This window comes from Amycolatopsis rhabdoformis (genome assembly GCF_035918295.1).
Classification (GTDB): Bacteria; Actinomycetota; Actinomycetes; order Mycobacteriales; family Pseudonocardiaceae; genus Amycolatopsis; species Amycolatopsis rhabdoformis.
Genome location: NZ_CP142149.1, coordinates 4926840 through 4946283 on the forward strand (window position 1 = coordinate 4926840; position 19444 = coordinate 4946283).

The 19444-nt window shown below is 70.2% G+C and carries 25 protein-coding genes; 7 read left to right on the plus strand and 18 right to left on the minus strand.

The genetic code is table 11. The features are described 5' to 3' along the window. Nucleotides 1–85 precede the first annotated feature (85 nt). From VSH64_RS22465 to hrcA, 15 genes are all read right to left on the minus strand, one after another. Entirely contained in the window at nt 86–508 is a 423-nt protein-coding gene (locus VSH64_RS22465; RefSeq protein ID WP_326837614.1) for a YbjN domain-containing protein, read from the minus strand. Then, nucleotides 505–1338, minus strand: coding sequence for an isoprenyl transferase (locus tag VSH64_RS22470; protein ID WP_326837615.1), 834 nt, complete (start codon nt 1336–1338; stop codon nt 505–507). Before VSH64_RS22470 ends, VSH64_RS22465 begins: the two co-directional genes overlap by 4 nt. Nucleotides 1339–1381: 43 nt before the next feature. Further along, a complete protein-coding gene (recO, locus tag VSH64_RS22475; protein ID WP_326837616.1) occupies nt 1382–2143 on the minus strand; it encodes a DNA repair protein RecO in 762 nt (253 codons plus the stop codon). Nucleotides 2144–2245: 102 nt separating this feature from the next. Beyond that, nucleotides 2246–3493, minus strand: a complete 1248-nt coding sequence (locus VSH64_RS22480) for an RDD family protein (RefSeq protein WP_326837617.1) — start codon at nt 3491–3493, stop codon at nt 2246–2248. A 183-nt stretch (nt 3494–3676) separates the two neighbouring features. After that, complete coding sequence (locus VSH64_RS22485) at nt 3677–4126, minus strand: DUF2752 domain-containing protein (protein ID WP_326837618.1); 450 nt, start codon at nt 4124–4126, stop codon at nt 3677–3679. Further along, nucleotides 4123–4479, minus strand: a complete 357-nt coding sequence (locus VSH64_RS22490; RefSeq protein WP_326837619.1) for a CD225/dispanin family protein — start codon at nt 4477–4479, stop codon at nt 4123–4125. Before VSH64_RS22490 ends, VSH64_RS22485 begins: the two co-directional genes overlap by 4 nt. A 63-nt stretch (nt 4480–4542) precedes the next feature. Next, nucleotides 4543–5442 (minus strand): GTPase Era, encoded by a 900-nt coding sequence (gene era / locus VSH64_RS22495; protein WP_326837620.1) that lies wholly within the window; start codon nt 5440–5442, stop codon nt 4543–4545. Further along, nucleotides 5442–5777 carry a cytidine deaminase gene (locus tag VSH64_RS22500; protein ID WP_326837621.1) on the minus strand — a complete coding sequence of 112 codons (336 nt, stop codon included), beginning with the start codon at nt 5775–5777 and terminating at the stop codon, nt 5442–5444. Before VSH64_RS22500 ends, era begins: the two co-directional genes overlap by 1 nt. After that, nucleotides 5770–7119: a CNNM domain-containing protein gene (locus VSH64_RS22505; RefSeq protein WP_326837622.1), complete on the minus strand. Its 1350-nt coding sequence runs from the start codon at nt 7117–7119 to the stop codon at nt 5770–5772. The genes VSH64_RS22500 and VSH64_RS22505 overlap by 8 nt, the downstream gene beginning before the upstream one ends. 9 nt (nt 7120–7128) lie before the next feature. Further along, on the minus strand, nt 7129–7710 hold the full coding sequence (ybeY, locus tag VSH64_RS22510) for an rRNA maturation RNase YbeY (protein ID WP_326837623.1): 582 nt from the start codon (nt 7708–7710) through the stop codon (nt 7129–7131). Continuing rightward, nucleotides 7707–8786 (minus strand): PhoH family protein, encoded by a 1080-nt coding sequence (locus VSH64_RS22515; RefSeq protein ID WP_326837624.1) that lies wholly within the window; start codon nt 8784–8786, stop codon nt 7707–7709. Before VSH64_RS22515 ends, ybeY begins: the two co-directional genes overlap by 4 nt. A gap of 91 nt (nt 8787–8877) precedes the next feature. Continuing rightward, nucleotides 8878–9234: a histidine triad nucleotide-binding protein gene (locus VSH64_RS22520; RefSeq protein ID WP_326837625.1), complete on the minus strand. Its 357-nt coding sequence runs from the start codon at nt 9232–9234 to the stop codon at nt 8878–8880. A 566-nt stretch (nt 9235–9800) separates the two neighbouring features. Beyond that, nucleotides 9801–10553, minus strand: coding sequence for a 16S rRNA (uracil(1498)-N(3))-methyltransferase (locus tag VSH64_RS22525; protein ID WP_326837626.1), 753 nt, complete (start codon nt 10551–10553; stop codon nt 9801–9803). A 3-nt stretch (nt 10554–10556) separates the two neighbouring features. Further along, complete coding sequence (dnaJ, locus tag VSH64_RS22530) at nt 10557–11726, minus strand: molecular chaperone DnaJ (RefSeq protein ID WP_326837627.1); 1170 nt, start codon at nt 11724–11726, stop codon at nt 10557–10559. A gap of 36 nt (nt 11727–11762) precedes the next feature. Beyond that, nucleotides 11763–12788: a heat-inducible transcriptional repressor HrcA gene (hrcA, locus tag VSH64_RS22535; protein ID WP_326837628.1), complete on the minus strand. Its 1026-nt coding sequence runs from the start codon at nt 12786–12788 to the stop codon at nt 11763–11765. 190 nt (nt 12789–12978) lie between these two features. On the opposite strand from hrcA, the gene VSH64_RS22540 reads away from it, so the two are divergent. From VSH64_RS22540 to VSH64_RS22570, 7 genes are all read left to right on the plus strand, one after another. Beyond that, nucleotides 12979–13599: a YbaB/EbfC family nucleoid-associated protein gene (locus tag VSH64_RS22540; RefSeq protein ID WP_326837629.1), complete on the plus strand. Its 621-nt coding sequence runs from the start codon at nt 12979–12981 to the stop codon at nt 13597–13599. Beyond that, nucleotides 13599–13922 (plus strand): type VII secretion target, encoded by a 324-nt coding sequence (locus VSH64_RS22545; protein WP_326837630.1) that lies wholly within the window; start codon nt 13599–13601, stop codon nt 13920–13922. Before VSH64_RS22540 ends, VSH64_RS22545 begins: the two co-directional genes overlap by 1 nt. Continuing rightward, nucleotides 13919–15157, plus strand: a complete 1239-nt coding sequence (locus VSH64_RS22550) for a hypothetical protein (protein ID WP_326837631.1) — start codon at nt 13919–13921, stop codon at nt 15155–15157. Before VSH64_RS22545 ends, VSH64_RS22550 begins: the two co-directional genes overlap by 4 nt. A gap of 65 nt (nt 15158–15222) precedes the next feature. Then, nucleotides 15223–15645 carry a hypothetical protein gene (locus tag VSH64_RS22555; RefSeq protein WP_326837632.1) on the plus strand — a complete coding sequence of 141 codons (423 nt, stop codon included), beginning with the start codon at nt 15223–15225 and terminating at the stop codon, nt 15643–15645. Then, nucleotides 15642–16133 (plus strand): hypothetical protein, encoded by a 492-nt coding sequence (locus tag VSH64_RS22560; protein WP_326837633.1) that lies wholly within the window; start codon nt 15642–15644, stop codon nt 16131–16133. The genes VSH64_RS22555 and VSH64_RS22560 overlap by 4 nt, the downstream gene beginning before the upstream one ends. Continuing rightward, nucleotides 16130–16639: a hypothetical protein gene (locus tag VSH64_RS22565; protein ID WP_326837634.1), complete on the plus strand. Its 510-nt coding sequence runs from the start codon at nt 16130–16132 to the stop codon at nt 16637–16639. Before VSH64_RS22560 ends, VSH64_RS22565 begins: the two co-directional genes overlap by 4 nt. Then, the gene (locus VSH64_RS22570; RefSeq protein WP_326837635.1) at nt 16636–17133 is read left to right on the plus strand and encodes a hypothetical protein; all 498 of its coding nucleotides are present in this window, start codon (nt 16636–16638) and stop codon (nt 17131–17133) included. The genes VSH64_RS22565 and VSH64_RS22570 overlap by 4 nt, the downstream gene beginning before the upstream one ends. Here the strand turns inward: VSH64_RS22570 and VSH64_RS22575 are convergent. Genes VSH64_RS22575 through VSH64_RS22585 form a run of 3 tightly spaced genes read right to left on the minus strand, consistent with a single transcriptional unit; the run spans nt 17120 to nt 19399 of the window. After that, a complete protein-coding gene (locus VSH64_RS22575) occupies nt 17120–17716 on the minus strand; it encodes a TetR/AcrR family transcriptional regulator (RefSeq protein WP_326837636.1) in 597 nt (198 codons plus the stop codon). The genes VSH64_RS22570 and VSH64_RS22575 overlap by 14 nt on opposite strands. Next, nucleotides 17709–18536: an oxidoreductase gene (locus tag VSH64_RS22580; RefSeq protein WP_326837637.1), complete on the minus strand. Its 828-nt coding sequence runs from the start codon at nt 18534–18536 to the stop codon at nt 17709–17711. The genes VSH64_RS22575 and VSH64_RS22580 overlap by 8 nt, the downstream gene beginning before the upstream one ends. Further along, nucleotides 18533–19399 (minus strand): aldo/keto reductase, encoded by an 867-nt coding sequence (locus tag VSH64_RS22585; protein WP_326837638.1) that lies wholly within the window; start codon nt 19397–19399, stop codon nt 18533–18535. The genes VSH64_RS22580 and VSH64_RS22585 overlap by 4 nt, the downstream gene beginning before the upstream one ends. Nucleotides 19400–19444: the final 45 nt, after the last annotated feature.

Here is a 19444-nt window from a genome sequence, read left to right on the forward strand (position 1 = left end):
GCTCGCACCGGTTTCGGCCCGAATCTGCCGTTCGCGCCACTCTCGAGGCGGGTCAACCGGACAAGCCGGGCGCGAACGTCCCGGGTCAGTCCAGACCCAGGCCCGGCAGCTCCGTGCGCAGCTGCGACGCGGTCGAGACCACGAGCATCAGCAGCGTGCCCAAGGCCGACGGGTCCATGCCCTCGGCGGGGAACGCGTAGCGCAGCGTCACGTCCACCCCGCTCTCGGTGTGCCCGACGCCGAGCGTGCCGAACAGGCCCTGCCCCGCGCGTTCGGCCACGGCCACCGCGATCGCCGGGTTGTCGGGCAGGTCCCACGCCACCACGCAGGTGAGGCTCAGCACGGTGAGACCGTCGGCCAGGCGCGTGGCCTGGATGACACACGGCACCTCGGCGTGGCGGAAGGTGATCGCGCCGTCGTCGTCCACGTGCACGTCGAGGTAGCGCTCGAGGGACTCGCGGGCGAGTTCGAGCAGCGCCGCCGTGTCGGCGGCCTCCGAGGTGCTCAAGACGCTTCCCCCGCCTTCTCGGCTTCGGCCTGGTCCACGGCGGCGCCGAACCGGCGGTCGCGCTTGGCGAACTCGAGGCAGGCGTTCCACAGGTGCGTGCGGTCGAAGTCGGGGAAGAGCGTGTCCTGGTAGACCATCTCCGCGTACGCCGACTGCCACAGCATGAAGTTCGACGTCCGCTGCTCGCCCGAGGGCCGCAGGAACAGGTCGACGTCGGGCATTTCCGGCTGGTACAGGTACTTCGCGATCGTGCGCTCGTCGATCTTGTCGGCCTTGAGCTTGCCGGCCACCACGTCCTGCGCGATCGCGCGCATCGCGTCGCCCAGCTCGGCGCGGCCGCCGTAGTTCACGCACATCGTCATGTTCAGCGCGGTGTTGTTCTTGGTCTTCTCTTCCGCGACCTGCAGTTCCTTGATCACGCTCGCCCACAGCTTCGGCCGGCGCCCGGCCCAGCGGATGCGCACGCCGATCGAGCCGAGGTAGTCGACTTGGCGCCGGATGGTGTCGCGGTTGAAGCCCATGAGGAAGCGCACCTCCTCGGGGCTGCGCTTCCAGTTCTCGGTGGAGAACGCGTAGACCGAAAGCCACTTCACGCCGAGCTCGACGGCGCCGCTGGCGACGTCGATCATCACGGCTTCGCCGCGCTTGTGGCCCTCGATGCGCGGCAGGCCGCGCTGGTTGGCCCAGCGGCCGTTGCCGTCCATCACCAGCGCCACGTGCTTCGGCACCAGTTCCTTCGGGATCTCCGGCGGCCGGGCTCCCGAAGGGTGCGGATCCGGTGCCCGCAGCTCGTACCCCGACGCCCGGACCTCGCGTCCCCTGCGCAGCACTTCGCGCCTCCTGGAAGAGTGAAAATTTCCTACCGGCAAGACCCTACTTGCCCGGTGTCGCGGCTTCCCGGGCACGCCGTTCGACCAGGGGCAGCGACCGCAGCTGGCGTTCGAGGTGCCACTGCAGGTGAGCGGCGACCAGGCCTGACGCGTCGCGCCGGGTCACGCCGTGCGAGGCCTCCGCCACCGGCCATTCGCCGTGCAGCAGGGCTTCGAGCAGCACGAGCACCTCGGGTGCGGGGTGCACGGACCCGGCGATGCGGCAGTCCGGGCACATCGACCCGCCGGCCGCGACGTTGAACGCGGCGTGCGGGCCGGGCAGGCCGCAGCGGGCGCACTCGGTGATGGCGGGCGCCCAGCCGGCGTAGGCCATGGCCCGCAGGAAAAAGGCGTCGAGGATCAGCGACGCGTCGCGCTCGCCTCCCGCGAGCGCGCGCAACGCGCCCACGACCAGCAGGTACAGCTTGAGCACCGGCTCGCCCTCTTCGGCCGAGAGCCGGTCGGCCGTCTCGGCGATGGCGCTGGCGGCGGTGTAGCGCTGGTAGTCGGCGACCAGCGGCAACGCGAACGCGTCCACGGTCTCGACCTGGGTGATCACGTCGAGCGTGCGGCCGGTGTAGAACTGCACGTCCACGTGCCCGAACGGCTCCAGCCGGGCCCCGAACCGCGACGAGGTGCGGCGCACGCCCTTGGCCACGGCACGGACCTTGCCGTGCCTGCGGGTCAGCAGGGTGACGATCCGGTCGGCCTCACCCAGCTTGTGCGTGCGCAACACCACTCCGGTGTCGCGGTAGAGGTTCACCACCCCGACATCGTCCCACTTCCGGGCGATGCCGGGGCGGAGACACCCTGGTTCCGCGGCGGCGCGCACGGTGACGGCCGCCCCGGACCTCCGGCGCGGGGCCGGTCAGTGCTGCGGCGGCTGCTGACCGAACTCGCCCGGCTGGATCTTCTGCGTCTCCTCGGCCTGCCCGGGCGCGTTCGTCTCGGTCGAACCCGGCTTGATCATCTGCGTGCGCTCGACCCCGTCGAACGCGCTGCTCTCCGGCTGCGCGGCCCCGCCCGGCTTCAGCATCTGCGTGGGCTCGGCCTGCTCGAACGCGGTCGCGCCCGGCGACTCGGCGCCCTGCGGCACGAACCCGCCGGCCGGTGCCGGCTGCCCCGGCTGCGCCGGCTGGCCGAAGCCACCCGACAGCGGCTGGCCCGGCTGGCCCGGCTGGCCGAAACCGCCCGGCTGCTGCCCGAACCCAGGCTGCGCACCGAACCCGGCCGGCTGCTGCGGCTGACCGAACCCACCCGACTGCGGCGCGAACCCGCCCGGCTGCTGGCCGAAGCCACCCGGCTGCGGCCCGGCCGGTCCGGCCGGCGGGAACCCGCCGCCGAACGGCGGCTGCGGCTGACCGAAGCCCGGCTGCTGCCCGAACTGGCCGGCGGGCGCCGGCGCCGCGTCGGCCGGCACCACGATGGTGCCGACGATCTTGTCCGAGAACGTCTGCGCCTTGTCGTCCCACAGCGGCCACAGGTAGCCGATGGAGCAGGCGATGCCGTCGACGAAGTGCGCGAGGTCGCGCAGGAAGGCCATGCCGGCGCCGATCGGCTGCCCGGTGGTCTCACTGATCAGCTTGATGCCCACCACGCGCTTGCCGAGCGACTGGCCCGTGTTCCCGCCCGTGATCCAGCGGTTGTAGATCTGCCAGCCGATGTTCCCGAGCACCACGAGGCCGTAGAGGATCCCCGCGACATTCCACGACGCGATCCCGACGAGCGCGGCGATGATGATGCCGATGAGGAACGGCGCCAAGTCGATGAGGTAGGCGAGCGCGCGCTGGCCCCAGTTCGCGTACATCCCGCCGCCCGGCGGACCGTACGGGTTGGGCGCGCCGAAGCCCGGCTGTCCGAACGCCTGCGGCTGGCCGAAGCCGCCCGGACCCGGCTGCCCGAAACCGGGCTGGCCCGGCTGGCCGAAGCCCGGCTGTGCGGGGCCGGGCTGACCGAACCCGGGCTGTCCCGGCTGGCCGAAACCGCCGGGCTGCTGGGGGAACCCGCCCGAGGGCGGTTGCTGGCCGAAGCCGCCGGGCTGTCCGAACGGCTGCTGCCCTGGACCAGGTTGTCCGAAGGGCGGCTGACCCTGCGGCTGCCCGTAGGGATCGGTCATCGTGTGCTCCCCCTCGTCGTCGCGGCCCGTGCGCGGAGGCGCACGAGAACCGGCCCAGTCCTACGTGGACAGGCCGGTGCGCGGGAGCGTACCGGGTCCGCACCCGCCCGGCCCAGGTAGGCGTGGGCAGCCCGCACCCGTTCGGCTCAGCGGGGGCGAAATCCGTTCCACGGAAAGGAAAACTCAGACCGACAAACCGGTGAACGGCGCGAAAGGCAGGTTGCGCACCACGAACCACACGGCGAACACCACCGCCACCACGAGCGGTGTGCGGCGCCAGTGCAGCCACGACCGCACCGCGCGCCCGCGCAGCCGCCCGACCGTCCAGGCGATGCCGCTCCACGCGAACAGCGCCACGAACACGAGCGCCACGGCGTTGTAGTGCACGGCGCCGGCGAGGTCGCCGTGCAGGAGGCTGTAGGCCATCCGCATGCCGCCGCAACCCGGACAGTCGATGCCGAAGAGGAACTTGGTGGGACACACCGGCAAAGGCCCGCCCGGCGTGGTCGGATCCCCGATCAACACGGCGGCGCAGCACACCCCGAGCCCCGCGACCGCGGCCGCCGGGCCCGACAACGCCCGGGCCGTGGCCCGCAGGCCGCGCACCGGGATTCCTGTGTAGACAGTGCTCACGACGGCCAGAACCCCACGGAAGCGCCTCCGATCAGGAACACGAGCAGCACCACCAGCACGTACACCACGAGGCCGATCGGAAGCGCCAGCGCCGACCACATCGCCCACTTGCCCGCGAGGTCCGCCGCGCGGTGCGCCTCGGCGAAGCGGCCCTGGTACCACAGGGAATTGACCTCGCCCGCCTTGACGATCGAGACGATCCCCAGCGGCAGACAGCAGAAGATCGTGGTGAGGATGCCCCACACGAGGCGGTTGTCCGGCGGCGGTGGCGGGAAACTCGGGCCACCGCCGTAGTACGGACCGCCCGGGGGCGGCGGGTACGGCCCGCCGGGTGGCGGATACGGGCCGGTCATGGCGTCCCCCTGCTGTCCTCTTCGGCGTCGCTCCGCACTGACGCTACCTCGCGCGACCGCCGGTCAGAAGCCCAGGCGGCGCAACTGCTTGGGGTCGCGCTGCCAGTCCTTGGCCACCTTGATGTGCAGGTCGAGATACACCTTCGAACCCAGCAGGCCCTCGATCTGCTTGCGCGCCGCCGCACCGACCTCACGCAGCCGCTCACCCTTGTGCCCGAGGATGATGCCCTTCTGGCTGGGCCGCTCCACGTAGAGGAACGCGTGCACGTCCACGAGGTCGTCGCGGCCTTCGCGCGGCAGCATCTCCTCCACCGTCACGGCGATGGAGTGCGGCAGCTCGTCCCGCACGCCTTCGAGCGCGGCCTCGCGGATCAGCTCGGCCACGAGCGTCATCTCGGGCTCGTCGGTGAGCTCACCGCCCGGGTAGAGCTGCGGGCCCTCGGGCAGCCGGGCCACGAGCAGGTCGGCCACCGTCCGCACCTGGAAACCGTCCACAGCGGACACCGGCACGAGGTCGGCGAACTCCATCACGCCCTGCAGCGCCAGCAGCTGCTCGGCCACCTGCTCCGGCTTCACGAGGTCGGTCTTGGTGACCACGCCGATCACCGGCGTGCGCCGCGCGATCTTCGTGAGCTCCGCGGCGATGAACTTGTCGCCGGGGCCGATCTTTTCGTTGGCGGGCACGCAGAACCCGACCACGTCCACTTCGGACCACGTCTCGTGCACCACGTCGTTGAGCCGCTGCCCGAGCAGGGTGCGCGGGCGGTGCAGGCCGGGCGTGTCGATGATCACCAGCTGCGCGTCTTCGCGGTGCACGATGCCGCGGATCGCGTGCCGCGTGGTCTGCGGCTTGCTGGAGGTGATGGCGACCTTCGTGCCCACGAGCGCGTTGGTGAGCGTGGACTTGCCCGCGTTGGGCCGGCCGACGAAACACGCGAATCCGGAGCGGTGCGGCTCGGCCATCAGCGCAGCACCTCGACGACGTCGCCCGCGGGGTCGGCCAGGATGATCGGCGCCGTCTTCGCGAGGTCGCGCACGGCGTGCACCGAAGCCTCCTTGATGAGCGCGTCGGCGCTCACCACCACGGCGGCCTCGAGCCCTTCGGCGCCGCTCGCGAGCGCGGCGGCCACGGCGGCCTGCACGGCCGTGAGCTTGAACGACGGCTGGTCCACGGTCACCGCGGCGTACGTGCGCCCGTCGGTGTCGCGCACGGCCGCGCCCTCCTCGGCGCCGACGCGGGCGCGTGACGACCGGGCCAGCGTGACGAGCTTCTGGTCCTCGGCCTCGAGGTCAGGCATGTTCGACTCTCCTGTCGCGTTCTTCGGGCTGGGGCACCCGGGTGCGCCGGCGCGTGCCGGACTCCGTCACGGCGTCGGCGTCGGCCGGGTGGACGACGACCGACGTGATCCGCATGCGGCCACGGCGGTCCTTGCCCCCCTCGGCGAACAGCCGAAGGCCGGCGACCTCGGCTTCGGCCCCCGGAAGAGGGACCCTACCCAGTCGTTCCGCGAGCAGGCCGCCCACGGTCTCCACGTCGTGGTCCTCGAGGTCGAGACCGAACAGCTCACCGAGGTCGTCCACGCTCAGCCGCGACGAGACACGCACCGCGCCGCCTTCGAGCTCCTCGACGTCGGGCCGTTCGTCGGTGTCGGACTCGTCGGTGATCTCGCCGACGATCTCCTCGAGCACGTCCTCGATGGTCAGCAGGCCCGCGGTGCCGCCGTACTCGTCGACCGCGATCGCCATGTGGTTGTGGGTGAGCTGCATTTCCTTGAGCAGGTCGTCGAGCCGCTTCGAGTCGGGCACGAAGCTCGCCGGATTCATCACCTGGTCCACGACCGTGCTCGGCCCGTCCGGGTCCATGTACGCCGGCATCAGGTCCTTGATGTTGACCACGCCGACGATGTCGTCCACCGACTCGTCGATCACCGGCACCCGCGTGAAGCCGGTGCGCAGCGCCAGCGCGAGCGCCTGGCGCACGGTCTTGGTGCGCTCGATCCACACGATCTCGGTGCGCGGCACCATCACCTCGCGCGCGACCGTGTCGCCGAGCTCGAAGACCGAGTGGATCATCTCGCGCTCGGAGTCCTCGACCACGCCGCGTTCCTGCGCGAGGTCGACGAGCTCACGCAGCTCGACTTCGGAGGTGAACGGGCCTTCGCGGAAGCCCTGACCGGGGGTGATCGCGTTACCGATCACGATCAGCAGCCGCGACAGCGGGCCGAGGATCGAGCCGAGCACGCGCACCGGCCCGGCGACGATCGTGCCGACCCGGTAGGGGTGCTGGCGGCCGATGGTACGCGGACCGACGCCGATGAGCACGTAGCTCACCACCACCATCACCACCGCGGACACGAGCACGGCGAGCCACAGCTTGCCGAACCAGGCGAGGAACGACACGGTGACGAGCACCGTGGCCGTGAGCTCGCAGCCGAGGCGCAGCAGCAGGAGCAGGTTGATGTGGCGGCGGCGTTCGGCGACGACGGCGGCGAGCTGGCGCGCACCGGCCCGGCCGATGCGCACGAGCCCTTCGGTGCGGGCCTGCGAGACGGTGCTGACGGCCGCGTCGGCGGCCGCGAACACCCCGGCCAGCAGCACGAGCGCCACCGCGACGACGAGCTGTGCCGTGGGACTGCCCATGATCGCTGCCTAGGGGGTTTCCTCGACCGGTTTCGGCGCGGCGGGGGGAACCGGCGTGACCGGTGTGTCCAGGCCCGCGATGCCGAGCACGCGGTCGTCGGCGTTGCGCTGCGCGTTCTTGCGGTTCAGCTCGGACACGGCCGACTGGAACTCGGTGAGGATGCGCTTCTGCAGGCCGAACATCTCGCGTTCTTCGGCCGGCTCGGCGTGGTCGTAGCCGAGCAGGTGCAGCACGCCGTGGACGGTGAGCAGGTGCAGCTCGTCGATCAGCGCGTGGCCCGCCGTCTTGGCCTGGTCCTTCGCGAACGCCGGGCACAGCACGATGTCCCCGAGCAGCGCCGGCGACGCGTCGGGCGCGTCAGGGCGGCGTGACGAGTCGAGCTCGTCCATCGGGAAGGCCATCACGTCGGTGGGCCCGGGCAGGTCCATCCAGCGTTCGTGCAGGTCTTCCATCACTTCGAGCGTGACGCACAGGATGGACAGCTCGGCGAGCGGGCTGACCTCCATCTTGTCCAGTGCGTAGCGCGCGGCCGAGACGATCGACGCCTCGTCGACGTCGACGCCCGATTCGTTGGCGATCTCGATGCTCATCGGCGGTTGCCCTTCCAGCCGCCCGGCTGCTGTTCCTGGGCGTCCTGAACCGCCTGCCACTTCTCGTACGCGTCGACGATGTCGCCGACGAGCCGGTGGCGCACCACGTCCTGGCTGGTCAGCTCGGAGAAGTGCAGGTCGTTGACACCCTCGAGGATGTCGCGGACCACGCGCAGGCCGCTCTTCTGGCCGTTGGGCAGGTCGACCTGCGTGATGTCGCCCGTGACCACGATCTTCGAGCCGAAGCCCAGGCGCGTGAGGAACATCTTCATCTGCTCGGGCGTCGTGTTCTGCGCCTCGTCGAGGATGATGAACGCCTCGTTGAGCGTGCGGCCGCGCATGTAGGCCAGTGGCGCGATCTCGATCGTGCCCGCCTGCATGAGGCGCGGGATCGAGTCGGGTTCGACCATGTCGTGCAGCGCGTCGTAGAGCGGGCGCAGGTACGGGTCGATCTTCTCGTTGAGCGTGCCCGGCAGGTAACCGAGGCGCTCGCCGGCCTCCACGGCCGGGCGGGTGAGCACGATGCGGGTGACCTGCTTGGCCTGCAGCGCCTGCACGGCCTTCGCCATGGCGAGGTACGTCTTGCCGGTACCGGCGGGGCCGATGCCGAAGACGATGGTGTGCTTGTCGATCGCGTCGACGTAGCGCTTCTGGTTGAGCGTCTTGGGCCGGATCGTCTTGCCGCGGCGGGAGACGATGTTGAGGCTCAGGACCTCGGCCGGGGACGCGTCGCCGGTGGACAGCATGCCGATGGTGCGGCGCACCGTGTCGGGGCCGACCTGCTGGCCGCCGGTGGCGAGCTGCACGAGGTCGGCGAACACGCGTTCGGCGAACGCCACGTCGGCCGGCGCGCCGGTGAGGGTGACTTCGTTGCCGCGGACGTGCACGTCGGCGGCGAGGAGCTCCTCGGCGACGCGCAGGTTTTCGTCACGAGAGCCGAGCAGGCTCAGCACGGCGGCTTCGGGGATGGGGAAGCGGGACTGGGCCACGGGGGCGGCGTCCTCGTTCTTCGACTGCGCGGCCTTGCCGGCGGCGGCGTCGGGTCGGGCGGCTCCACCCTGTGCGGTTCCGGCCACGTGGCCTCTGGCCTGCTTTCTGCTGCTTCGCCTGACTACTTCTGACTATGACCGATGCTACTGGTTCGCCGGTCTCCGACGCAGGTCGGTTTCAGGCGTGGCGCCCGAACAACCCCAGTTGCTCGCCGCCCAGCACGTGGGCGTGGACGTGGAACACCGTCTGCCCGGCGTCGCCGTCGGTGTTGAACACCACGCGATACCCGGACTCGGTGATGCCTTCGAGCTCCGCGACCTTCCGCGCCGTGGCCACGACCGCGCTCAGCAGCTCGGGGTCCGCCGCCGCCAGCTCGGCCACGTTGCGGTAGCGCTTCTTCGGCACCACCAGCACGTGCACCTTGGCCTGCGGGTTGATGTCGCGGAACGCGAACGTGCTCTCGTCCTGATACACCACGTCCGCCGGGATCTCGCCCGCGATGATCCGCTCGAACAACGTCTCCGCATCACTCATGCGCCCACCCTACAAACCACCCGCGCCCGCCCACCGTCAGCACCACCCGGTCACCACCGCACCGCGGCACCGCAGGGCTCCTTCGCCACCCTGCTCCACGACGGCTCCCTCGTCACCACCGCTCCGCAGGGCTCCTTCGTCACCCTGCTCCACAGCGGCTCCCTCGTCACCACCGCACCGCAGGGGGCTCCGGGGGCCTCGGGCCCCCGGGAAACATGTCACCACCTGGTCACCACGGCACCGCGGGGCTCCGGGGGCTCGGCCCCCGGGAAACACGCATCGCCTCGGGAGGCGAAGGAGATCCGAAGGATCTACGACGTCAACCGACGACGAGGAGATGCCGCGGCGCGGTGGGCCCTGGGGGTCGGCCCACCGCGGCCGCGGCGCCGCCGGACCGAGGGGGGAGGTGCCCGGCGGAGTCTTGTGCACGTCTTCTGCGCGCGACAGGGTTACCCACCCAGTAGCGCGCTCAAACCTCTTGCGCGTTGGTGACGAGCGTAGCTGCTCGGAGTGTGATCGCGCCATGACTCGCCGCAAAATGTGGCCGTTTCAGTACCTGGCCGCCGCTACTTCCAGCGGCTGGTCAGCGCGCCGAGAGCCCCGAGGGCCACGGCGGCCGCGGTCGAGGTGCGCAGGACCGTCGGCCCGAGGCGGACGGTGGTCGCGCCGGCCGCTTCGAGGGTGCTCAGTTCGTCGTCGGTGATGCCACCTTCGGGGCCGACGACCAGCAGGATGTCGCCGGTGTCGGGCAGTCCGACCTCCGTGAGCCGGCTCGTGACGCCGGATTCCAGCACGAGCGTGCGCGACATCGTGGCCGCCAGCTGGGCGAGCTCGCGGGTGTCGACGGGTTCGGTGACCTCGGGAACGTGGGCGCGGCGGGCCTGCTTGGCCGCCGACCGCGCGGTCGCCCGCCACCGGGCCAGCGCCTTGTCACCGCGCGCGCCGTCTTCCCACTTGGCGACGCTGCGGGCGGCGCGCCACGGCACCACCGCGTCGGCGCCGGCCTCCGTGGCGAGTTCCACGGCGAGCTCACCGCGATCGCCCTTGGCCAGTGCCTGCGCGACGTGAACGCGCAGCGCCGGCAGCTCCTCGTCCCAGCGTTCGACGACGGTGAGCGTGAGCGACGCGTCGCGCCCGGCCTGCACGGCGTCGACGACGCAGCGCGCCATCGCGCCGGCGCCGTCGGAGAGCACGAGCTGCTCCCCCACGCGCAGCCGGCGGACGGTGGCGGCGTGCCGGGCTTCCTCGCCGTCGAGCACGGCCGAGCCGCGATCGGGCACGGCCGTGGCGAGGAAGACCGGCAGCGTGGTGTCGGGCACGGGTCAGCGGTGCTTCGTGCGCAGCTTGGAGAACAGGCCTCCGTGCTTGCTGCCGTTGGCCGCGAGCGTGGGCACCTCTTCGCCGCGCTGCTGGGCCAGCTCCACGAGCAGGTCGCGCTGGGCCTCGTCGAGCTTGGTCGGCACCACCACGTCGATGTGCACGTGGAGGTCGCCGCGGCCGTCGACGCGGCCCGACGAGCGCAGCCGCGGCATGCCCTTGCCGGTGAGCACGAGCTCGGTGTTGGGCTGCGTGCCGGGTTCGACGTCGAGCTCGTAGTCGCCGTCGACGAGGGTGGTGATCGGCACGGTCGCGCCGAGTGCCGCCGTGGTCATCGGGATGCGGAAGTTGCAGTGGAGCTCGTTGCCCTCGCGCACGAACACCTCGTGGGGCAGCTCGTCGATCTCCACGTACAGGTCGCCGGCGGGGCCGCCGCCCGGGCCGACCTCGCCCTGGCCCGAGAGCCGGATGCGCATGCCGTCGCCGACGCCCGGCGGGATCTTGGCCGTGACGTTGCGGCGCGCGCGGATGCGCCCGTCGCCGCCGCACTGGCGGCACGGGTCGGGGATGACCTCGCCGAAGCCGCGGCAGACCGGGCACGGGCGGGCCGTGACGACCTGGCCCAGGAACGAGCGCTGCACCGACTGCACCTCGCCGGCGCCACCGCAGGTGTCACACGTCTTGGTGGTGGTGCCCTCCGCGGTGCCCGCGCCGCGGCACAGGTCGCAGACCACGGCCGTGTCGACGGTGATCTCGCGGTCGGCGCCGGTGGCGCACTCCTCGAGCGTGAGCGCGAGGCGGATCAGCGCGTCGGAGCCCGGCTGCACGCGGCTGCGCGGCCCGCGGCCGCGACCTCCGCCGCCGCCACCGGCTGCGCCGAAGAAGGCGTCCATGATGTCGCCGAGCCCGCCGAAGCCGGCGAACGGGTCGCCGCCACCGCCACCGCCGCGCGCGCCCGAGTCCATCGGGTCGCCGCCGAGGTCGACGATCTTGCGCTTCTGGGGGTCGGAGAGCACCTCGTAGGCGGTGGTCACCTCGCCGAACTTGTGCTGCGCGTCCTCCGACGGGTTCACGTCGGGGTGCAGCTCACGGGCCAGCTTGCGGTACGCGCGCTTGATCTCCTGATCCGACGCGTTCTTGGCCACCCCGAGGATCCCGTAGTAGTCCCTCGCCACGTTTTTCTGCCTTCTCCTTCTGCTCTGCCCGGGCCGTCAGCGGCCGGACAGGATCTGCCCCACGTAGTTGGCCACCGCGCGGACGGCCGCGATGGTGCCCGGGTAGTCCATCCGGGTGGGTCCGACGATGCCCATGCCTCCCAGCAGCATGTCGTCCCGGCCGTAGCCGATCGACACCACCGAGGTGCTGCGCATCTGCTCGTCTTCATTTTCCTCGCCGATGAGAACCGTGACCGCACCGGGGTTGCGGGCCGCGGCCAGCAGCTTGAGCACGACCACCTGCTCCTCGAGCGCTTCGAGGACCTGCCGCAGCGAGCCCGGGAAGTCCGCGACGTTGCGGGTGAGGTTGGCCGTGCCGCCGAGCACGAGGCGCTCTTCCGGGTGATCGACCAGCGACTCGATCAGCACCGTGCAGATGCGGGTGAGGCTGTCGCGCAGCTCTCCCGGCGCCACCTCGGGCAGCTCGGCCACGCGGGCCGCCGCCTCGGCGAGCCGGCGCCCGGCCAGCGCGCCGTTGAGCACGGTGCGCAGGCGCAGCACGCTCTCCTCGGTGAGCACGTCGCCGAGGTCGACCGTGCGCTGGTCCACGCGGCCCGAGTCGGTGATCAGCACGAGCATCAGCCGCGCCGGCGTGAGCGGCACCACTTCGAGGTGGCGCACGGCCGCGTTGGTGAGCATCGGGTACTGCACCACCGCCACCTGGCGGGTGAGCTGCGCGAGCAGCCGCACCGACCGGCGCAGCACGTCGTCGAGGTCGGTGCCCGAGTCGAGGAACGACGTGATCGCCCGCCGCTCGGCCGCCGAGAGCGGCTTGATCTCCGAGAGCTTGTCCACGAACAGCCGGTAGCCCTTGTCCGTGGGGATCCGCCCCGCGCTGGTGTGCGGCTGGGTGATGTACCCCTCTTCCTCGAGCGCGGCCATGTCGTTGCGCACCGTGGCGCTCGACACGCCCAGGTTGTGCCGCTCGACGATCGTCTTGGAACCCACCGGCTCCTGGTTCGAGACGTAGTCGGCGACGATCGCGCGCAGCACCTCGAAGCGACGCTCGTCCGTGTTCGCCACCGGCACCTCCCTGCTTTCGGTCCGCTACTCACAACGAGTTTACGGAAGCCTGAGTGCCCGCCGCTCAACCCGGCTCGTGACGTGCCCCGGCGGCCCCGCGCAGGCGAAGGTAAAAGAATGACAAAAGACCCTTAATGCCGATAAACCGGACAATTCAAATCTTCGCTTGCTAGGGGAACCGTTAACCGGTTTGCTGCCTCAGAAGAACGTGGTGAATCCCCAAGAGCCGAGGGCAGTCGTGGAAAATAACGGGCGCGCAGACGAAACCGCTGATATCGCCGAAATCGGGCAGCGGGCCGCGGAGGCCCAGGAGCGGCTCAAGCGCGTCGCCGCCACCGCCACGAGCAACGACGGCGCGGTCACCGTCACCGTCAACACCAGCGGCGCGTTGCAGCAGCTCAGCTTCGGCCCCCGCGCCGACGAGATCTCGCGCAGCGCCCTCGCCGCGGCCGTCGTCGCCACCGCCCACCGCGCGCAGGCCCAGGCGGCCCAACAGCTGCACGCCATCATGGCCCCGCTCATCGGCGAAAACAGCGACGCGATGAAATTCCTCGACGAGCAGATTCCGACGCCGGAAGTGCCGGAGGAACAGCCCCCGGCTTCGGGGGATACGCGACAATTCTTCAATCGGGATGAGGAGGGGTCGGTGCCTCCGCCGCCCGCCCCACCGGCTCCGGGGATGCGGCCGCCGGCACCTCCGGCCCCGCCCGCGCCGCCTTCGCGCCCCGCCCGCCCGGCCCGCCCGCCGGCCGACAACTCCGATGACGACGACTACTACAACGGCGGCTCGATCCTGGGGAAGGGCTACTGATGGCCGGCACACAGCAGGTGAACCTCACGGCGTTGCAGACCCACAAGGGTGAGGTGCAGGACATCGGGGAGGGCGTGAAGACGGCCGCCGAGGCGACTGTCGAAGGCCAGGCGATGGGCGACGACGCGTTCGGCATCGTCGGCTCGATCTTCGGCGCGGCGATGGAGCTCTGGACCGCCGCCGCGTCGATCCTCGTCAACAGCGTCGCGGACTCGGCCGAGGACATCGCCGACAAGCTCCAGCAGGCCCACGACCACTACGACAACCACGAGACGGCCTCGAAGAACACGATCAACTCGTTCGGCAAGGAGCTCCCTGAATGACCGAGACGCAGGAGAACCCGCTCGTCGCCGAGTCCGAGTCGCCGAGTGGCTTCACTTCGAACATGGGCACATCGAGCAACGAGCTCGACAACCTCAACTCCCAGACCTCGGGCGCGGGCGTCTTGAACGACATCGCGTCGGGCCTCACCGACTTCCGCAGCAAGGACTGGCTCAACCTCGGAGCCGACGCCGTGACGGTCGGGCTGGACCTGCTCGGCGTCGTGATGGACCCACTCGGCTCGCTGGCGAGCGCGGGCGTGGGCTGGCTGATCGAGCACATCAGCTTCCTCAAGGAGGGTCTCGACAAGCTGGCCGGCAACCCGGAGGCCGTCTCCGCGAAGGCCGTGACCTGGGACAACGTCTCCAAACAGCTCGAGCAGAGCGCGACCCAATACGACCAGGCAGCCGCGAAGGTGGCACCGGACTTCCAGGGTGCCGGCGGCACGGCCTACCAGAACATGGCCAAGGGTTACGCCGCGACGCTGCGCGGCGCCTCCGGCCAGGCACATGCGGCGTCGATCGGCATGAACGTGGCCGCCGCGCTGGTCGGCACCGAGCGCGGCCTGATCCGCGACATGATCTCGTCGTTCGTCGGCGAACTGATCGTGAAGGCGATCGCCGCGCTCGCCGCCTCGTGGTGCACCTTCGGCGGCACGATCGCGGCCTTCATCGCCGACACGGTCATCGAGGGCGGCATCCTCGCCGAGAAGATCAGCGGCCGGATCGCCCAGGTCGTGGAGAAGCTCGAGAAGCTGATCCAGAGCGCCGGCAAGTCTCGCGGCGCCATCGAAGAGGCCACCAACGCGCTCAAGAAGGTCGGCAAGGCCGCCGACAAGATCACCGACAAAAGCGTCGACGTCGCGGCCAACATGGAGAAGAAGGGCAACGACCTCACCGACGCGGCCCGCGCAGCCGGCCGGCCGCACGTGGATGAGAGCGCCGCCGCGAAGGCCGAGCGCTGGAGTGAGTCTGCGGAGAAAAATCCGGTCCACGACCACGTCGAGAAGCTCGGCGACAAAATCTCCGAAGACGGTCGCAGCTTCCTGAAGCCCGACGCCTGGAAAGCGGCGAAGGGCGGCACTCCCGATTGGAACTGGGCCGACACCACCGGAGTCGCCACAGAGGGCCGCCGACAGGAGAACGAGCAGTACGCGCGCCAGAACGAAGCCACCGAGGCTTACGAGAAGGCCCACAAGGCTGAGGGCGAAGGCAGCGGCGAGGAAACGCCCGAGTGAAAGCCGACCAGGAGGAAGTCACGCGCGTCAACCGCAGCGGCCGGCTTCACCCTTCTCAACGCGGTATGATCCTGGACTTCAACTTCTGGGGCGCGGTCGTTCTGCTCGCACTCGGGATCTGGGTGCTCGTGATCATCCCCGGATACTCTGCGGGCTGGGGTTTCATCCTCGCGACTCCGGTCATCGTGATCATGGGACTGCTGATCTGGTTCTGCGTATTCCGCCTGCGCGTACTGCGCCGAGGCACGCTCACCTGGTTCACCGGCTTCACCCACGACGTCGAACGCCACCGGCCACTGCCCGACCGGTACCCGATCCTGCTGTACACCGAAATGAGCCAGGGCTACAACCCGCACTACTACGTCCGCTTCGACGGCAAGCGATTCCAGGTGTACCGCGACATGCGCGCGAAGTTCCAGGCCGAACACGAGAACACGATCTACCTCACCCCCAACGGCAAAGTGATCGTCAACGTGATCCCGACGTGAAGACCGACCAAGAGGAAGTCGTCCGGTTCAATAAGAGCGGGCGGCTCCACCCTTCCCAGCGTGGCAGGGTCATCGACCCCAACTTCTGGTTCGCCGTCGTTGCGTTCGCGTTCGGTATCTACGTCCTGGTACGGATCCCCGGCTACGACGTCGGATACGGATACGCCTACGCCGCTGTCGTCGTGCTCGCCATGGCGGCACTCGCGGCGTTCTGCGTCGGGCGGCTGCTCGTGGTCCGCAGAGGTGTCATCACGACCTTCACCGGGTTCACCCACGACGTCGGATACGGGAAAACTCCGCTCAGGCCCTACCCGATCCTGCTGTATGCCTCGAAAAGCCGAGGTGGCCACCCGCTCCGACGCATCACCTTCAACGGCCGGACCATGCAAATACACGCTGACGTGCACAGCAAATTCCGCCCCGAGCACGAGAACACGATCTACCTCACCCCCAACGGCAAGGTGATCGTCAACGTGATCCCCACGTGACCGCACCCGTCGAGGAGGTCGCCGCGGCGAACCTCGCCGGGCGGCTCCACCCGTCCCAGCGCCGCATCGTCCTCAACTTCACGTTCTGGCTCTGCCTGGTCGTCGGCGGGATCGCGGCCGTGGTGTGCGTGGTGCTGCCCACGGCCACGAACGTGTTCGAAGGTCCGAACCGGGCGCAATCGATCGGTACGTACCCGTTCATCGTGGTGCTCGCCCTCGTGTGCCTGGGGTTGTGCGTCCGCCGCTACCGCGACCTGCACAAGCCGCTCACCGTGGTCACCGGATGGGCCCACGACTTCGGCAGATCACCGATCACGGACGCCTATCCGATCGGGCTGCGGTTCGAAAAGGGCACCACCCACACGATGCAACGGTGTGAGGTCCGGGTCGGGGGGAAGACCTACAACACCGACCTCGAGACGTGGCAGAAGATCAAGCCCGAGCGGAACAACACCCTGTGCCTGTACCCGAAGACCAAGCTGGTCATCAACGTGATCCCGTCGTGAAAGCCGATCCCGAAGAAGTCGCCCGCGCGAACCGCGAAGGCCGGCTCCACCCCAGCCAACGCCGGGACGTCATCAACAGCGCCTTCTGGCTCGTGGTGATCGTGTTCGCGTTCGGCATCTGGGCCCTCGCCACGCTGCCCTACGGCACCACCGACATCATCGTCGCCGCCGTGGCGATCGGGGTCGGCATGGCGTTGTGTGCGGGGTACTGCCTCTACCGGCTCAACATCGTGCGCCGAGCCAAAGTGGTCACCTTCACCGGCTTCACCCACGACGCGCAGGACCACCGGCCACTACCCCCGGCGGACCGCTACCCCATCCTCGTCTACACCCAGCGCAGCCGCGGCAACAACCCGTACTACTGGGCAGCCTTCGACGGCCTCCGACGCCCCCTGCTCCCCAAGAGTCTCTACGAGCAACTCAAGCCGGACCAGGAGAACACACTGGTCCTGATCCCCAACCGCAAGCAGGTCATCAACGTCATTCCCGCCTGAGCAGCCCCTCCAACGCCGCCGAAGCGATCGCGTCGGCTTCGGAGATCGTCAGGGGTGCGTGGCCCGTCAGGCGGCGGAAGATCAGTGGACCGAACAACAGGTCCGTCGCCGTCTCGGCGGTCACCGATGGTGAGGCCAGGCCGGCGTCCACCAGACGCTGCCACAGCACGGAGATGGCCGCCCGCCGACCGTCCAAAAAGAACTCGCGGAAAAACGGCGCGGCCAAGGGATCCGTGACGCAAGCGGCCAGCAGTTGCGCGAAGACCTCCCCCGTCGGGCCGGCGTAGAACGCCGAGACCCGGCGCACCTGCTCCTCCAGATCGGCCCGCGGGTCCCCTGTGTCGGGCAGGGGGATGGCGTCCGCCATTTCGCGGCCGAAGGCCTCCGCGGCCAGCGCGGTGCGGCTCGGCCAGTGCTTGTACAGCGTCGCCTTGCTGACGCCCGACCGGGCGCTGATCGCGTCGACCGTGGCGGCCGGGAGGCCGCCCTCGGCGAGCAGGTCGCGCGCCGCCGACAGCGCGCACGCGTGGGCGCGCGCGCTGCGGGGCGGCAAAACCGGCGAAGGCACCGGTGACTCAGCCATGGTCCGTGGAAACCGAAAGCTCGCGCCAACGGGAAAGCTCGTCCCGCACGAAGTCGAGTTTCGCCGAAACCCGGCCCACCGCGTCGGCACCCAACTGCAGACGCAAGGGTGGCGAAGGAGAACCCACGACCGAAACGATCGCCAAAGCCGCCTTACGCGGATCACCCGGCTGCGCGTGGTTCCGGGAATCCGCCACGGCACGCATCGAACCGACAGTGGTGGCGTAGTCGGCGATCTCCTCGTCCGCGCGGTGCAGGCTCGACGCGTCGAGGAAGTCCGTGCGGAAGTAGCCCGGCTCGACCACCGTCACGTGCACGCCGAGCGGCGCCAGTTCTCCGTGCAGCGCCTCGGAAAGCGCCTCGACGGCGAACTTCGTCGCGCCGTACACGCCCCAGCCCGGGCCGGTGGTGAAGCCGCCGACCGAGCTGATGTTCACCACGTGCCCCGAACGTTGCCGCCGCAGCACGGGCAGTACCGCGCGCGTCACCGACAAAAGACCGAACACGTTGGCGTCGAACACCGCGCGCACGGCGGCGTCCGACGCCTCCTCCACCGCGCCGAGCAGGCCACGGCCGGCGTTGTTCACCAGGACGTCGATGCGCCCGAAGCGGTCCAGTGCCGCGCCGACGGCCGCGGACGCCTGGGCCGGGTCGGTGACGTCGAGCGCCACCGCCAGCACCGAAGGGTCGCCCGGAAACTCCTTCTCCACGGCCGCGGCCTGGCGCGCGGTGGCCACCACCTGGTCACCGCGCTCCAGAGCCGCCCGCGCGATTTCGAGACCGAAACCGCGCGAAGCGCCCGTGATGAACCAGACACTCATCGAGCGGCGGCGTCGCTCAGCGCCGCGAACTCGTCGTCGGTCAGCTCGATCTCGGCGGCCGCGACGTTGTCCTCGAGGTGCTCGACGCTGGACGTGCCCGGGATCGGCAGCATCACCGGCGAGCGCTTGAGCAGCCACGCCAGCGCGAGCTGCGAAGGCGACGAACCGTGCTCCTTCGCCACCTGCGAAAGCGGGCTGTCGGGGCCGGCCAGCGAACCCGTGGCGAGCGGGAACCACGGGATGAACGCGATACCTTCGGCCGTCACGTGGTCCAGGAGCGGCTCGGAGTGCCGGTCGGCCAGGTTGAAGCGGTTCTGCACCGACACGATCGTGGCGGTCTTCTGGGCCTCGACCAGCTCGTCGACGGAGATCTCCGACAGGCCGATGTGCCGGATCTTCCCCTCCTTCTGCAGCGTGGCGAGCTCCCCGACCTGCTCGGCGACCGGCACCTTCGGGTCGATGCGGTGCAGCTGCAGCAGGTCGATGCGCTCGAGCCCGAGGTGGCGCAGGCTCAGCTCCACCTGCTGGCGCAGGTACTCCGGCCGGCCGACGGGCGTCCACTGGTTCGGGCCCTGGCGCGTGAAGCCGGCCTTCGTGGCGATCACCACGTCGTCGGCGTACGGGTGCAGCGCCTCGCGGATGAGCAGGTCGGCCACGAACGGCCCGTACGCGTCGGCGGTGTCGATGAGGTTGACCCCGAGCTCGACGGCCCGGCGCAGCACGCGCACGGCCCCCTCCGGGTCACGCGACTCGCCCCACACGCCGGGGCCGGGCAGCTGCATGGCGCCGAACCCGAGCCGCACGACGGGCAGGTCCCCGCCGATCGCGAACGTGCCGGACGACTTCGCGGGCTGTGCTGACATGGAACGTTCTCCTTCAAAAGTGAACTGAACGTACAGTTCACTTTA